This is a genomic window from Micromonospora sp. WMMD1128, from assembly GCF_027497235.1.
GTDB lineage: Bacteria > Actinomycetota > Actinomycetes > Mycobacteriales > Micromonosporaceae > Micromonospora.
This window is the reverse complement of record NZ_CP114902.1, coordinates 4,038,440-4,051,187: the sequence shown is the minus strand read 5'-3', so window position 1 is coordinate 4,051,187 and position 12,748 is coordinate 4,038,440. Positions and strand designations below refer to the sequence as shown.

The 12,748-nt window shown below is 74.2% G+C and carries 15 protein-coding genes and 1 pseudogene; 10 read left to right on the top strand and 6 right to left on the bottom strand.

The window, feature by feature from the left end; translation table 11 throughout:
* Positions 1–11: 11 nt before the first annotated feature.
* Both O7602_RS18045 and O7602_RS18040 read right to left on the bottom strand, forming a co-directional pair.
* Positions 12–299, bottom strand: coding sequence for a GNAT family N-acetyltransferase (locus O7602_RS18045; RefSeq protein WP_281583802.1), 288 nt, complete (start codon positions 297–299; stop codon positions 12–14).
* Positions 296–1,522, bottom strand: coding sequence for a cysteine desulfurase-like protein (locus O7602_RS18040; protein WP_281583801.1), 1,227 nt, complete (start codon positions 1,520–1,522; stop codon positions 296–298). Before O7602_RS18040 ends, O7602_RS18045 begins: the two co-directional genes overlap by 4 nt.
* A gap of 132 nt (positions 1,523–1,654) precedes the next feature.
* Here O7602_RS18040 and O7602_RS18035 point away from each other — a divergent pair, with 132 nt between their 5' ends.
* The 7 genes from O7602_RS18035 to O7602_RS18005 all read left to right on the top strand — a co-directional run bounded on the left by O7602_RS18035 (position 1,655) and on the right by O7602_RS18005 (position 6,022).
* Positions 1,655–2,020: a hypothetical protein gene (locus tag O7602_RS18035; RefSeq protein WP_281583800.1), complete on the top strand. Its 366-nt coding sequence runs from the start codon at positions 1,655–1,657 to the stop codon at positions 2,018–2,020.
* Between the two features lie 67 nt (positions 2,021–2,087).
* Entirely contained in the window at positions 2,088–2,909 is an 822-nt protein-coding gene (locus tag O7602_RS18030) for a DUF1206 domain-containing protein (protein ID WP_281583799.1), read from the top strand.
* Between the two features lie 73 nt (positions 2,910–2,982).
* On the top strand, positions 2,983–4,179 hold the full coding sequence (locus O7602_RS18025; RefSeq protein ID WP_281583798.1) for a mechanosensitive ion channel family protein: 1,197 nt from the start codon (positions 2,983–2,985) through the stop codon (positions 4,177–4,179).
* 320 nt (positions 4,180–4,499) lie between these two features.
* A complete protein-coding gene (locus O7602_RS18020; protein ID WP_281583797.1) occupies positions 4,500–4,934 on the top strand; it encodes a phage holin family protein in 435 nt (144 codons plus the stop codon).
* The gene (locus O7602_RS18015; protein WP_281583796.1) at positions 4,931–5,284 is read left to right on the top strand and encodes a DUF3618 domain-containing protein; all 354 of its coding nucleotides are present in this window, start codon (positions 4,931–4,933) and stop codon (positions 5,282–5,284) included. The genes O7602_RS18020 and O7602_RS18015 overlap by 4 nt, the downstream gene beginning before the upstream one ends.
* Entirely contained in the window at positions 5,281–5,553 is a 273-nt protein-coding gene (locus tag O7602_RS18010) for a DUF4235 domain-containing protein (RefSeq protein WP_281583795.1), read from the top strand. The genes O7602_RS18015 and O7602_RS18010 overlap by 4 nt, the downstream gene beginning before the upstream one ends.
* 265 nt (positions 5,554–5,818) lie before the next feature.
* The gene (locus O7602_RS18005) at positions 5,819–6,022 is read left to right on the top strand and encodes a cold-shock protein (protein WP_088962828.1); all 204 of its coding nucleotides are present in this window, start codon (positions 5,819–5,821) and stop codon (positions 6,020–6,022) included.
* An 89-nt stretch (positions 6,023–6,111) separates the two neighbouring features.
* On the opposite strand, the gene O7602_RS18000 is transcribed toward O7602_RS18005, so the two are convergent.
* Entirely contained in the window at positions 6,112–6,300 is a 189-nt protein-coding gene (locus tag O7602_RS18000; protein WP_281583794.1) for a hypothetical protein, read from the bottom strand.
* Positions 6,301–6,391: 91 nt separating this feature from the next.
* On the bottom strand, positions 6,392–7,375 hold the full coding sequence (locus tag O7602_RS17995; protein ID WP_281583793.1) for an aldo/keto reductase: 984 nt from the start codon (positions 7,373–7,375) through the stop codon (positions 6,392–6,394).
* A gap of 87 nt (positions 7,376–7,462) precedes the next feature.
* Between O7602_RS17995 and O7602_RS17990 the strand changes: the two are divergent.
* Positions 7,463–8,168: pseudogene (locus O7602_RS17990) on the top strand (methyltransferase domain-containing protein).
* Positions 8,165–9,190, top strand: a complete 1,026-nt coding sequence (locus O7602_RS17985) for an adenosine deaminase (RefSeq protein WP_281583792.1) — start codon at positions 8,165–8,167, stop codon at positions 9,188–9,190. The pseudogene O7602_RS17990 and the gene O7602_RS17985 overlap by 4 nt, the downstream one beginning before the upstream one ends.
* 256 nt (positions 9,191–9,446) lie before the next feature.
* On the opposite strand, the gene O7602_RS17980 is transcribed toward O7602_RS17985, so the two are convergent.
* Positions 9,447–10,835, bottom strand: coding sequence for a HAMP domain-containing sensor histidine kinase (locus O7602_RS17980; protein ID WP_281590377.1), 1,389 nt, complete (start codon positions 10,833–10,835; stop codon positions 9,447–9,449).
* Between the two features lie 29 nt (positions 10,836–10,864).
* Entirely contained in the window at positions 10,865–11,554 is a 690-nt protein-coding gene (locus O7602_RS17975) for a response regulator transcription factor (protein WP_107160748.1), read from the bottom strand.
* 73 nt (positions 11,555–11,627) lie between these two features.
* Between O7602_RS17975 and O7602_RS17970 the strand changes: the two genes are divergently transcribed.
* Complete coding sequence (locus tag O7602_RS17970; RefSeq protein WP_281583791.1) at positions 11,628–12,560, top strand: ADP-ribosylglycohydrolase family protein; 933 nt, start codon at positions 11,628–11,630, stop codon at positions 12,558–12,560.
* Positions 12,561–12,748 lie beyond the last annotated feature (188 nt).

Sequence of the window (12,748 nt, the reverse complement as noted above, 5' to 3'; positions counted from 1 at the left end):
CGGGCCGGGTCTCAGGGCGCGTCGACGACGAGGTCGGCGTACTCCGGGTGGCGCTCGACGAACGCGGCCACGAACGGGCACCGGGGCACCACCCGACCGCCACGAGCCCGGATCTGGTCCAGCATGCCGCCGACGAGCGCGGCGCCCACGCCCTGCCCCTGGTAGCGGTCGTCGACCTCGGTGTGCGTGAAGACCAGCACCTCGCCGCGCGGCAGGTACGCGCTGAAGCCGGCCAGCGCGTCGTCGACCAGGATCTCGAAGCGGTGCTTCGCGGGGTTCTCCTCGACCAGGAAGCTCACCTGACCATCGTCCTCTCGTCGTCGGCCACCCGGTCGATCTCGGCCAGCAGCCGGTCCACCTCGTCGGCCGTGTTGTAGTGGTAGACGCTGGCCCGCACCGCGCCGCCGGAGTCGCGCAGCCCCATGGCCTGGAAGTATTCGTAGGCGTAGTAGTCGCCGGAGGAGAGGCAGAAGCCCGCCTCGCCCAACGCCGCCGCGGTCCGCGCCGGAGCCTGCCCGGCCAGCCGGAACGACACCGTGGGGCAGCGCCGGGCCGGCGCGCCGTAGACGGTGACGAACGGCCGGGCGGTCAGCCCGGTGAGCAGCCGGTCGAAGACCGCCTCCTCGTGCGCCTGGGCGGCGGCCAGGCCGGCGCGTACCCGCTCCCGGCGGTCGCCGGACGCGGCCGGGTCGAGACCGGCCAGGTGGTCCACCGCGGCGGCCACGCCGGCCAGCAGCGGGAAGCTCGGGGTGCCGTACTCGAAGCGGTCCGGGACCCCGTCGGCCGAGGGGATCAGCTTCGCCGGGCGCAGCGTCGCCCACCACGACGGGTCGGCGACCATCGCCGCCAGGTGCGGACCTGACCACTTGTACGCGCTGGTCACCAGCACGTCCGCGCCGAGCGAGGCCAGGTCGGTGGGGCCGTGCGGCACCGAGTGCACCCCGTCCACGCAGACCAGCGCGCCGGCGGCGTGCGCGGTCTTCGCGATCGCCGCCACGTCCGGCGCGGTGCCGATCGCGTTGCTGCCGGCGGTCACCGCGACCAGCCGGGTGCGCGCGGTGACCAGGTCGGCGTACTGGCCGGCGGGCAGCTCGCCGGTGTCCGGGTCGAACTCGGCCCAGCGCACCGTCGCCCCGGCCGCCTCGGCGGCCTGCGCCCAGGGGCGGACGTTGGCGTCGTGGTCCAGCCGCGACACCACCACCTCGTCGCCGGGCCGCCAGCCCGCGCCGAGCGTGCGGGCCAGCGTGTAGGTGAGCGCGGTGGCGCTCGACCCCAGCACCACGCCCGCCGGGTCCGCGCCGAGCAGGTCGGCGACCGCGGCCCGCGCGCCGGCGACCAGCTCCAGCGCGCGCCGGCCGGGGGCGAAGGCGGTGCTGCGGTTACCCATGGCGGTACGCATGGCGTCGGCCACCGCCTCGATCACCCCGGCGGCGGTCTGGGTGCCACCGGCGCCGTCGAAGTGCGCGAAACCCTCGCCCAGCGCGGGGTATCCGCGCCGCACCCGGGCAACATCAAAAGCCATTCCCGCACCCTAGCGCGGAAGGCGGGGGCCCTTCTTAACGCATTCGGTAGAGGCGGGGCCCCTTCTTAACACCCCACCTCGGCGCGCGCGGCCACCCCGGGGCGGTGGCCGGCGCGCCGTACCCTTGGGGAGGTGACGAACCGACGCGCCACCCTCGCCCCGACCTCCGCCCGACGCGCCGCCGGGATGCTCGCCGGTCTCGCCCTCGGCGCCGCGCTGCTCGCCGGATGCAGCTCGAACGGCGCCGACACCGACTGCGGCCTGGACGCCTGCACCATCACCTTCGACCGTGGGGTGGAAGCCAGCGCCAGCATCCTCGGCGTCGAGGCCAAGCTCATCGGCACCCAGGACGACCAGGTCACCGTCGAGGTGGCCGGGGAACAGCTGTCACTCACCACGGGCCAGCAGGCCACCGAGGTGGGCGGCTTCCAGGTCAGCCTGGACAGCGTCACCGACCAGAACGTCGTGCTGCGGGTGGCTCGCAACCCCAACAGCTGATCGGATTCGGCCGGGCGGCGGCGGGCGGTGACGTTTGGAAAATCGCACGTCGGGAGATTGAGGGCGCATGTCTGTCACCCGAAGCGCCGGCGCCACCGCCGCCCAGGCCAAGAACAGCCGTTGGCTCGAACTGCTGACCCGTGTCGGGTTCATCGGCTACGGAATCGTGCACCTCCTCCTCGCCTGGCTGGCGTTGCAGATCGCCTTCGGCAAGTCGGGCGAGGAGGGCAACCAGAACGGCGCCCTGCGCACGCTCGGCGAGCAGCCGCTCGGCAAGTTCGTCCTGGTCGCGATCGCCGTCGGGCTGTTCGCCATGGCCATCTGGCAAGCGTTCCAGGCGGTGATCGGCCACCAGTCGAAGACCGGCAAGGAGCGGATCTTCGAGCGGATCGCCTCGGTCGTGCGCGTGATCGTCTTCACCTGGCTGGGCTGGACCGCGATCAAGGTGGTCCGGGACGCCAGCGCCAACTCCTCGAACCAGCAGCAGCAGCTCACCGAGAAGCTGATGGCCTCCGACGGCGGCCGGTGGCTGGTCGGCCTGGCCGGTCTGGTGCTCGCCGCGGTCGGCGTGGGCATGGTGATCTACGGCCTGAAGAAGAAGTTCGAGCGCAACCTCAAGACCGGCGAGATGAGCCGCAAGACACACCAGCTCACCCGTCGCCTCGGCATGGTCGGGTACGCCGCGCGGGGCGCGGTCTTTGCCATCACCGGCCTGCTCATCGTGGTCGCGGCCGTGAAGTACGACCCGGAGAAGGCGCGCGGCCTGGACGCCGCCCTGCGGACGCTGCGCGACCAGGCGTACGGCCCGTGGCTGCTGTCGTTGATGGCGCTCGGCATCGCCGCGTTCGGCGTCTACTGCTTCTTCCAGTCCCGGTACCGCAAGGTCTGAGCCTGGTCGATATCCGGACCGCCGGGCACCATTGGGCCTTTGCCCGATTCCGCCGGGCGGAGGGAGAGATGTCGTGCAGAGCTACCTGGTGACCGTCGCCGCCGCGCTCGTCGCGGCGGCGGTCGCGTTGGTGCTGGTACAGGTGGCCCACCGGGTCACCCGCCGGCTGGGCCGCCGCTCACTGCTGATGACCGAGCTGACCGAGCACTCGCACCGTGCGTTCCAGGTCGCCGCGACAGTGGTCGGCGTGCAGCTCGCGATCCGGTTCACCACGCTCTACGCGGTGGGTAGCCCGTGGCGGCGGTTCGTCCTGCACACGCTGGTGCTGGCCATGATCGCCGCGCTCGCCTGGCTGGTGGCCTCGCTGCTGGTGGTGGCGGAGGACACCGCGCTTGCGCGGTTCCGGACGGACGTGCCGAACAACAGGCACGCCCGGCGGGTGCGGACCCAGGTGGTGCTGCTGCGCCGGCTGACCATAGCGGTGATCGTGATCCTCGCCGTCGGCGTGATGCTGATGACGTTCCCGTCCGTACGCGGTGTCGGCGCCGGGGTGCTCACCTCCGCCGGTGTGGTGGCCGCGGTCGCCGCGCTGGCCGCGCAGAGCCTGCTCGGCAACGTCTTCGCCGGCCTCCAGCTCGCCTTCAGCGACGCGGTGCGCCTGGACGACGTGGTCGTGATCGAGGGGGAGTGGGGCCGGATCGAGGAGATGACGCTCAGCTACGTGGTGGTGCAGGTCTGGGACGACCGCCGGCTGATCCTGCCCACCTCGTACTTCACCAGCCGGCCGTTCCAGAACTGGACCCGGACCGAGGCGAAGGTGCTCGGCACCGCCGAGTTCGACCTGGACTGGGCGGTCCCGGTGCAGGCCGTGCGGGAGGAGCTGCGGCGGCTCTGCGAGGGCACCGACCTCTGGGACGGCCGGGTCTGCGTCCTCCAGGTGACCGACGCCACGGGCGGCCTGGTCAAGGTCCGCGCGGTGGTCAGCGCCGCCGACGCGGGCAGCCTCTGGGACCTCCGCTGCCTGGTCCGGGAGAACCTGGTGGCCTGGGTACGCGACCACCGCCCGACCGCGTTGCCCCGGCTGCGCACCGAGGTGGGCGAGGCGACCGGTCCGCTGGCCTGGCAGGTGGCGCCGCTGCGCCGGTCGGTGCGCCGGCCGGCCGACACCGAGGCCCCCGACGACGCGCGGGTCTTCGGCGGCAGCGACGACGGTGAGGCCCGCAGCGAGGCGTTCGTGGGTCGGGAGGACCACGCCGAGGCCCGGCGCTGACCCCGCGTACCCGATCGGAGCCCCCGGCCGCCCGCGCGGCGCCGGGGGCTCCGCGCGCCCGGTGGGTCCGTGACCCCGGCGTCGCCCGGCGCGTTGTCCCAGTCGGGGACGGTACGCGGCCGGTCGGACCGGTTCGCGGAGTCTCGGGCCGAGTGGGTTTGATCGGTCGTGTTCCGGGGGACCTGCTGGCCACGCCCCGGGTTCCGGCCATCCGCCGCCGGGCTCCGGCGGCGGGCGGCCGGGCCGACCGGCCGTTCCGCGCAGGATTGACGGGCGGCGACTCCGGGCATACAGCGCGGTGATGACGAAAGGAGGACAGCATGGCTGACGTCGCGAGTCCCAGCACGTCCCGGCCCGGGACCGAGCCGTCCACCGCGGAACTGGTGCAACGGGCCACCGAGCAGGTCACCCGCCTGGTGCGGGACGAACTGGCCCTGGCCCGGGCGGAGCTGACCCAGAAGGGCAAGCACGCCGGGATCGGGATCGGTCTGTTCGGCGGTGGCGGGGTGATGGCGCTCTACGGCGCCGGTGCGCTCGTCGCCACCGTGATTCTGCTGCTGGCGCTTGTCATGCCGGCGTGGCTGGCCGCCCTGATCGTGGCGGTGGCGCTGTTCCTGCTCGCCGGGATCCTCGCGCTCGTGGGCAAGAAGCAGGTCAGCCGTGCCGTCCCGCCGGTGCCGGAGGCGGCGGTCCGCAGTGTCCGCGCGGACGTCGACACGGTCACCGCCGCGGTGAAGGACGGGAGGCGGGCATGACCGGCAACGGAACCGGTAACGGGACCGGGGATGTGGCGGCGCTCCGGGAGGAGATCCGCCGGACCCGGGTGGAACTCGGTGAGACGATGGAGCTGCTGGCCGCCCGGGCCGACCCGAAGGCGCTGGTGCGGCACTCCGCCGAGCAGGCCAAGGCGCGGATGCGCGAGCAGGCGGCGCTGACCGTGGCGCGGGCGCGCGGGCGGGCGGCGGAGCGGGTCCGGTCGGTCCGGGCGCAGGCGTACGGCTCCGGCGGCGCGGTCGGGCGCAGCCCGGTGCCGTGGGCGGCGGTCGCGGCCGGCGCGGTGGCGACCGTGGTGGTGTTGTTGGTGATCCGAGGGAGGCGCGGGTGAGCGGCAAGATCGGCAAGGTGGCGTACCGGCCGGTGGGCGTGCTGCTCGGCCTGGCCGCCGGCGCGGTCGCGGGCATGGTCTTCCGGCAGGTCTGGAAGCTGGCGGCGGGCGACGACGACGCGCCCAGCGCCACCGACGAGGACCGGCACTGGGGCGAGGTGCTCGCCGCCGCGGCCCTCCAGGGGGCGATTTTCTCGGCGGTCCGGGCGGCCGTGGACCGGGGCGGCGCGGTCGGTGTGCGACGGCTGACCGGGCACTGGCCGGACTGATCAGATCCGGAACGGACCCCTTCCCCGCACGCTGGGGGAGGGGTCTTCGGCGTGGCTTCGGGCGACCTTCAGGTCACATGTCGGAGACGTTCGTCCGGTAGGCTGTGCGAAGTTTTTGCGTACGTGGTTTGCTGTCTCACGCTGTTGCGAGACGCGTGGGTTGAGAGACGTTCCCTGCATGGGGGGCCACCTCAGGCGCCGCTGCTCGAAAACGGCCAATCGGCCGCACGGCGTGCTCGGCCGCCAGTTTTAGAAGGAGTTGCACATGGCGCAGGGAACCGTGAAGTGGTTCAACGCTGACAAGGGCTTCGGCTTCATCACCGTCGACGGCGGGGGTGCTGACGTGTTCGTCCACTTCTCGGCCATCCAGTCCAGCGGCTACCGCTCGCTGGAGGAGAACCAGCGGGTGGAGTTCGAGATCGCCCAGGGTCAGAAGGGTCCGCAGGCCGAGCAGGTCCGCCCCATCTGAGCTGACGGAGCGCCGGCCGGGCGGGCCGGCGCGCGAAGCCCCGCATTCCCACCGGGAGGCGGGGCTTCTCCATGCCGACCCGCGGCGGCTCAGCGGCGTGCCCGCATGCCCCACCAGAGCGCGACGAGTCCGACCAGGACGAGCGCCGGGCCGACCACGGCCCCGATCCGCACGTCGGTGAGCGCGCTGCCCTCGACGTAGCCGAGCCCCAGGACGGTCCAGAGCGCACCGAGCACCACGCCCACCAGCCCCATGGTGAGCCGGAACCAACCCCTCATCGCGTCCCCTCCGCCGACGTGCGCCCCGATCCAGCATGCCCGCCGTCGCGCGGGGCCGGCGGCGCCGCGCCGGCGGGTCGGGTCGGACCGGTCACCACCGGTCGTGCACCCGCGACCGGATCAGCTCGTCGTAGGTGGCCCGCACCGCGGCCCGCTCCGCCTCGCTCAGGGGCGGCTGGCCGGCCGCCTCGGCGTTGCGTCGGGCCTGCTCGGCGGAGCGGGCCCCGGGGATCACCACGGTCACGCCGGGCTGGTCGAGGATCCAGCGCAACGCGAACTGCGCCATGGTGCGGTCGTCGCCGACGAGCGGCGCGAGCCGGCGCACCGCGGCCAGGCCGAGGTCGTAGTCGACGCCGGCGAACGTCTCGCCGACGTCGAACGACTCGCCGTGCCGGTTGAAGGTGCGGTGGTCGTTCGCCGGGAACGTGGTGTGCTCGTCGTACCGGCCGGAGAGCAGGCCGCTCGCCAGCGGCACCCGGGCGATGATGCCCACGCCGGCCGCCGCGGCGGCCGGCAGCACCGCGTCCAGCGGCTTGTGCCGGACCGCGTTCAGGATGATCTGCACGCTTGCCACACCGGGCCGGGCGATGGCGGTGAGCGCCTGCTCGCAGGTCTCCACGCTGACCCCGTACCCGGCGACGCGCTCCTCGGCGACGAGGGTGTCCAGGGCGTCGAAGACCCGGTCGTCGGCGAAGACCGCGGTGGGCGGGCAGTGCAGCTGCACCAGGTCGAGCGTGTCGACGCCCAGGTTGGCCCGGGACCTGTCGGTCCAGGCCCGGAAGTTGTCGAGGGTGTACGCCTCCGGCGTCTGCGGCACCCGGCGGCCCATCTTGGTGGCGACGGTCAGCCCGTGCCCCGGGCGGGCACCCAGGAACCGCCCGATGAGCTGTTCGCTGCGGCCGTCGCCGTACACGTCCGCGGTGTCCAGGAAGGTGACGCCGGCGTCCACCGCGGCGCCCAGCACGTCGAGCGCCGCGTCCTCGCTGACGTCGCCCCAGTCGGCGCCGAGCTGCCAGGCGCCGAGTCCGATGATGCCGACGTGCCGGCCGAGCCGGTCGAAGTTGCGCTGTTCCATCCGGTCGAGCCTAGTGAGCGGGTTGCCGTCGCGCGCGTCGGGCCGTACGGTCTCCAACAAGACGTACGTACGGTTTGGAGAAATGCCATGTGGGACCCGAGCACCTACCTGCGCTACGGCGACGAGCGCTCCCGCCCCTTCCACGACCTGCTGGCCCGGCAGCCGGATCACCGGCCTGGACTCCTCGCCCGAGATGATCGCGCGGGCCGCCGCCCTGGACGTCCCGGTCACGTTCGGCGTGCGCGACCTCCGCGACTGGCGGCCGGCGCCGGACGTGGACGTGCTCGTCGGCAACGCGGTGCTCCAGTGGGTGCCGGAGCACCGCGACCTGCTCGCCCGCTGGGCCACCGAGCTGCCCGCCGGCGCGTGGCTGGCGTTCCAGGTGCCGGGCAACTTCGCCGCGCCGTCCCACCTGGCGTTGCACGAGGTCGCCGGGCGGGGCCGCTGGCGCGAACCCCTCGCCGGGCTGCTGCGCGCGGCCCCGGTCGACGAGCCGGTCGGCTACGCCGCGCTGCTGACCGGGGCGGGCTGCGCGGTCGACGCCTGGGAGACTACCTACGTGCACCTGCTGCCCGCCGCCGGCGCCGACCACCCGGTGCTGGCCTGGATGGAGGGCACGGCCCTGCGCCCGGTCCGCGCCGCGCTGGACGCCGCCGGCTGGGCCGACTTCCGCGCCGAGCTGGGCGTGGCGCTGGCCGAGGCGTACCCGGTGCGGCAGGGTCAGGTGTACTTCCCGTTCCGCCGGATCTTCGTGGTGGCCCGCACCGGCGCCCACGCAGAGGAGAATTCGTGACCGACCTGCCCACCTTCATCGCCGGACTGCCCAAGGTGGAGCTGCACGTGCACCACGTCGGCTCCGCCTCGCCCCGGATCGTCGCCGAGCTGGCCGCCCGGCACGAGGGGCGCAGCCCCGTCCCGGCCGACCCGGACGCGCTCGCCGACTACTTCGCGTTCCGCGACTTCGCCCACTTCGTCGAGGTCTACCTGAGCGTGGTCGACCTGATCCGGGACACCGACGACGTCTGGCTGCTCACCCACGAGGTGGCCCGCGAACTGGCCCGCCAGCAGGTCCGGTACGCCGAACTGACCGTCACGCCGTACTCGCACGTGCACCGGGGCATCCCCGCGCCGGCGTTCTGCGAGGCGATCGAGGACGCCCGCAAGCGGGCCGAGGCCGACTTCGGCATCGCGCTGCGCTGGTGCTTCGACATCCCCGGCGAGGCCGGGCTGCCGGCGGCCGAGCAGACCCTGCGGATCGCGCTCGACGAACGGCCCGACGGGCTGATCAGCTTCGGCCTCGGCGGCCCCGAGATCGGGGTGCCCCGACCCCAGTTCAAGCCGTACTTCGACCAGGCCCGGGCGGCCGGGCTGCGCTCGGTGCCGCACGCCGGCGAGACCACCGGCCCGGAGACGATCTGGGACGCGCTGCGCGAGCTGGGCGCCGAACGGATCGGCCACGGCATCTCCGCCGCGCTCGACCCGGCGCTGCTGGCCCACCTGGCCGAGCGGCGGATCCCGCTGGAGGTCTGCCCGACCTCGAACGTACGGACCCGGGCGGTGGCCAGCCTCGACGAGCACCCGCTGCCGCAACTCGTCGCCGCCGGCGTCCCGGTCAGCATCAACTCCGACGACCCGCCGATGTTCGGCACCACGCTCAACGACGAGTACGCGGTCGCCGCCCGGCTGCTGAACCTCGACCCGGTCGGGGTGGCCGCGCTGGCCCGGGACGCGGTGGCCGCCGCGTTCCTGGCGCCGGCCGAGGCGGCCCGGATCAGCGCCGACATCGACGCGTACCTGGCGAGCGCGGCACGCTGAGCGGCCGTACGGCCGCCGGCCGCCGGGACAGTCGTAGCGGCCGGCGACTCGTACGAGAGCGGCGCGCGACGGGAGCGAGGTGTGGGGGGACCGAACTCCCGCCGCGCGCACGGATCCGCCGGCCGGAAGGTGTTACGGGGCGTCCCGGCCGACGGAACTGATGGGTTCTGTCGGAGATCCTGACATTCCGCGCCCCCGTGACGGCGGTCGTTAACACACTCCTAAGGAGAACTTGCGCCGCCGCACAGCCACGGCGTCAACGCGGACGCGGCCAGCGCCGCCCGGCGCGCGGCTCCCGGGCCTCCCGGGCCATCCGGCCGACCAGCCCGAACCGGTTGACCTGACGGGGCGCGGCGTCCGGATCGGCCAGCAGCATCACCACGCTGGCCCCGCCGAGCCGGGCGCGGTCCAGGCTCACCGATCCGTTGGCCTGCAACGCGACCCGCTTGGCGATGTCCAACCCCAGCCCGGTGGAGCCCTGGTCGCTCTCGCCCCGGCGCAGGGCGCGGTCCGGGTTGGCGATGCCCGGCCCGGCGTCGTCGATCCGGATCGCCACCCAGCCGTCCCGGCGACTCACCGCCACCTCGAACGCGGTGCCCTGCGGCGTGTAGCGGAAGACGTTGCCGATCACCGCGTCCAGCGCGGCGGCCAGCTCGGCCCGGGGCACCGGCGCCGGGATGCGCAACTGCGCCCCGACCACCCGGTGCGGCCGGTTCTGGTCGCCGGCCAACGCCGACCAGAAGACCATCCGGTCCCGGACCACCTCGCTGACGTCGCAGGACGCCGGCGCCGTCTCCTGGCTGACCGCCTTGCGGGTCGTCTTGATCAGCTGGTCGACCTCGCCCTCAAGCGTGACGATGGCCTGCCGGATCCGCCGGATGCCGCGCCGCCGGTCCAGCTCCGCCTCGCTGAACGTGCCGATGCTCGTGTCGTCGGACTCCAGGGCCTCCGCGTCCAGCCGCAGCGCGGTCAGCGGGGTACGCAGCCGGTGCGACAGGTCGGCGACCAGCTCGTGCTCGTCGGCACGCAACGCCGCCAACCGTTCCGTCATCCGGTTGAACGCGTGCCCCGCCTCGGCCAGCTCCCGCGGGCCGGTCGGCTCCACCCGTACCCCCAGCTCGCCGTCGCCCACCGCGAGGGCCGCCTTGACCAGGTCGCCGGTGGCGTCCACGGCCCGGGCCGCCACCCGGTCCACCACGACCACCGCGGCGCCGACCAGGGCCAGCGCCACCGCGAGCAGCAGCAGCCAGCGTCCGCCGGCGCCGGCGTCGAGCACCTCGTCGGGTACGAAGACCTCCACCACGGCCACCCGGTCACCGAGCACCACCGGGTCCAGCCGCAGCACCCCACCGTCCACCTCGGTCACCACCGAGCGTCGCTGGGCGGCGGCGTCGGCAAGCGCGGACGCGTCGGCGCGACCGGCCGACTCGTCGGCGCCGACGCCGTGCACCACCGGGCGCAGCGCCGGGTCGTCACCGCTTGCCGCCACCGCCCGCCGGACCACCTCCGGGTCGGTGCTGACCGCCAGCGCGCCGGTCACCAGCGCGCCGCGCCGCGCGGCGTCGGACAGCTTCTCCTCGCGGGACTTGTCAGACAGCGTGAGGCCGAGCGGGATGAGGAAGGCGAGCGCGACCAGGCTGCACATGCCGGCGGTGAGCCAGGCCAGCACCGGCCTCAGTCCGGCGCCACCAGCCGGAAGCCGACCCCCCGCACGGTGCGCAGGTAGCGCGGCTTCGCCGCGGACTCGCCCATTTTGCGGCGGAGCCAGTACAGGTGTACGTCGATGGTCTGGTCCTCGCCGACCGATGGCTGCCGCCATACCTCCTCCAAGAGCTCCCGCCGGGACACTACCCGGCCGGGACGAGCGGCGAGATACGCCAGCAGGTCGAATTCCTTGCGGGTCAGCGCCAGTGCCTCCCCGTCCAGCACCGCGCTGCGCTCGCCCACGTCCACCCGCAGGCCGCCCACCGTGTGCACGGCCGGCTGCACGGTCCGGCTGGCCCGACCGGCCCGGCGCAACACGGTGGTGATCCGGGCGTCCAGGTGCGCGCCGGTGAACGGCTTGACCATGTAGTCGTCGGCGCCGGCCCGCAACAGCCGGACCACCGACTGCTCGTCGTCGCGGGCGGTGGCGATGATGATCGGCACGTCGGTGATGCCCCGCAGCATGCGCAGCGCGTCCGAGCCGTCCAGGTCCGGCAGGCCCAGGTCGAGCACCACCAGGTCGGGCGTCTCCGCGGCGACCCGGCGCAACGCGTCCAACGCCGTGCCGACGGCGTGCACCGCGTGGCCCCGGTCGGTGAGCGACCGCAGCATCGCGCCACGCACGACGTGGTCGTCTTCGACCAGCAGGACGGTTGCCACGTCAGCACCGTACTCGGCGTGGCAAGTCGATCGCGTTGCGGCGGCCCGGCGGACGGGGCAAGCTGGAACGGCGATGACGTTCATCCTCTTTCCCGACACCCGCCTGACGCTCGCCCGCGACGCGCTGGCCGGCCTGTCGGTGGGTGACGCCCTCGGCTCCCAGTTCGCCGTCCCCGGCCGGCGTCCCGCCGACCTCGCCGCGGGGCGGCTGCCCGCGCCGCCCTGGGAGTGGACCGACGACACCGAGATGGCCTGCTCCGTGGTGGCCGAGCTGGCCTCCACCGGCCGGGTCGACCGGGACCGGCTGGCGCTCGCCTTCGCCGCGCGCTGCGAGCCCCGGCGGGGGTACGGCCCCGGCGCGGTGAGCGTCCTGCGGCTGATCCGCGCCGGCACGCCGTGGCCGGTGGCCGCCGCGTCGGCGTTCGACGGGCAGGGCTCCCTCGGCAACGGCGCGGCGATGCGCGTGGCTCCGCTCGGGGCGTGGCACGCCGACTCCATCCACCGCGCCGCCGACCAGGCGCGCGCCTGCGCCGAGGTGACCCACGCCCACCCGGAGGGCAGCGCCGGAGCGGTGGCCGTGGCGGTGGCCGCCTCGCTGGCCGCCCGGGCCCGCCTCGACGGCACCCGGCCCGAGCCGCACCGCCTGCTCAGCGCCGTGGCCGGCGCGCTCGACCCGGCCGGCGAGGTGCACCGGGGCGTACGCCGGGCCGCCGCGCTGCTCGGTCAACCGGCCGGCGAGGTGGCCGACGCGGTGGGCAACGGCTCGCGGGTCACCGCGCCGGACACCGTCCCGTTCACGCTCTGGGTCGCCGCCACGCTGCTGCACGACTACCCGGCCGCGATCCGCGCCTGCGTGGAGGCGGGCGGCGACGTGGACACCACGGCGGCGATCGTCGGCGGGATCGTCGCCGCGTACACCGGCGTCGGCACCCCCGGCGGCGTCCCCGAGGGGTGGCTGACCGCCCGCGAGCCGCTGCCCGGTTGGCTCACCGCCCCCACCCCCTGACGCCCCCTCCTCGTCCGGTGATCAAGGAGTTCGCGTCCTCGAAGCGCTTCCCCGCGCCCCAAAAGTCCTTGGTCAACTCCTGCCATGGCTCCCGGCTCGCGACTGCTTCCATATGGCGGACAAACCTTCTCACATGGCGGACATGGGAGAGATCTGACCGGTAAACTGACCCAGCTTGCACCCGTTTG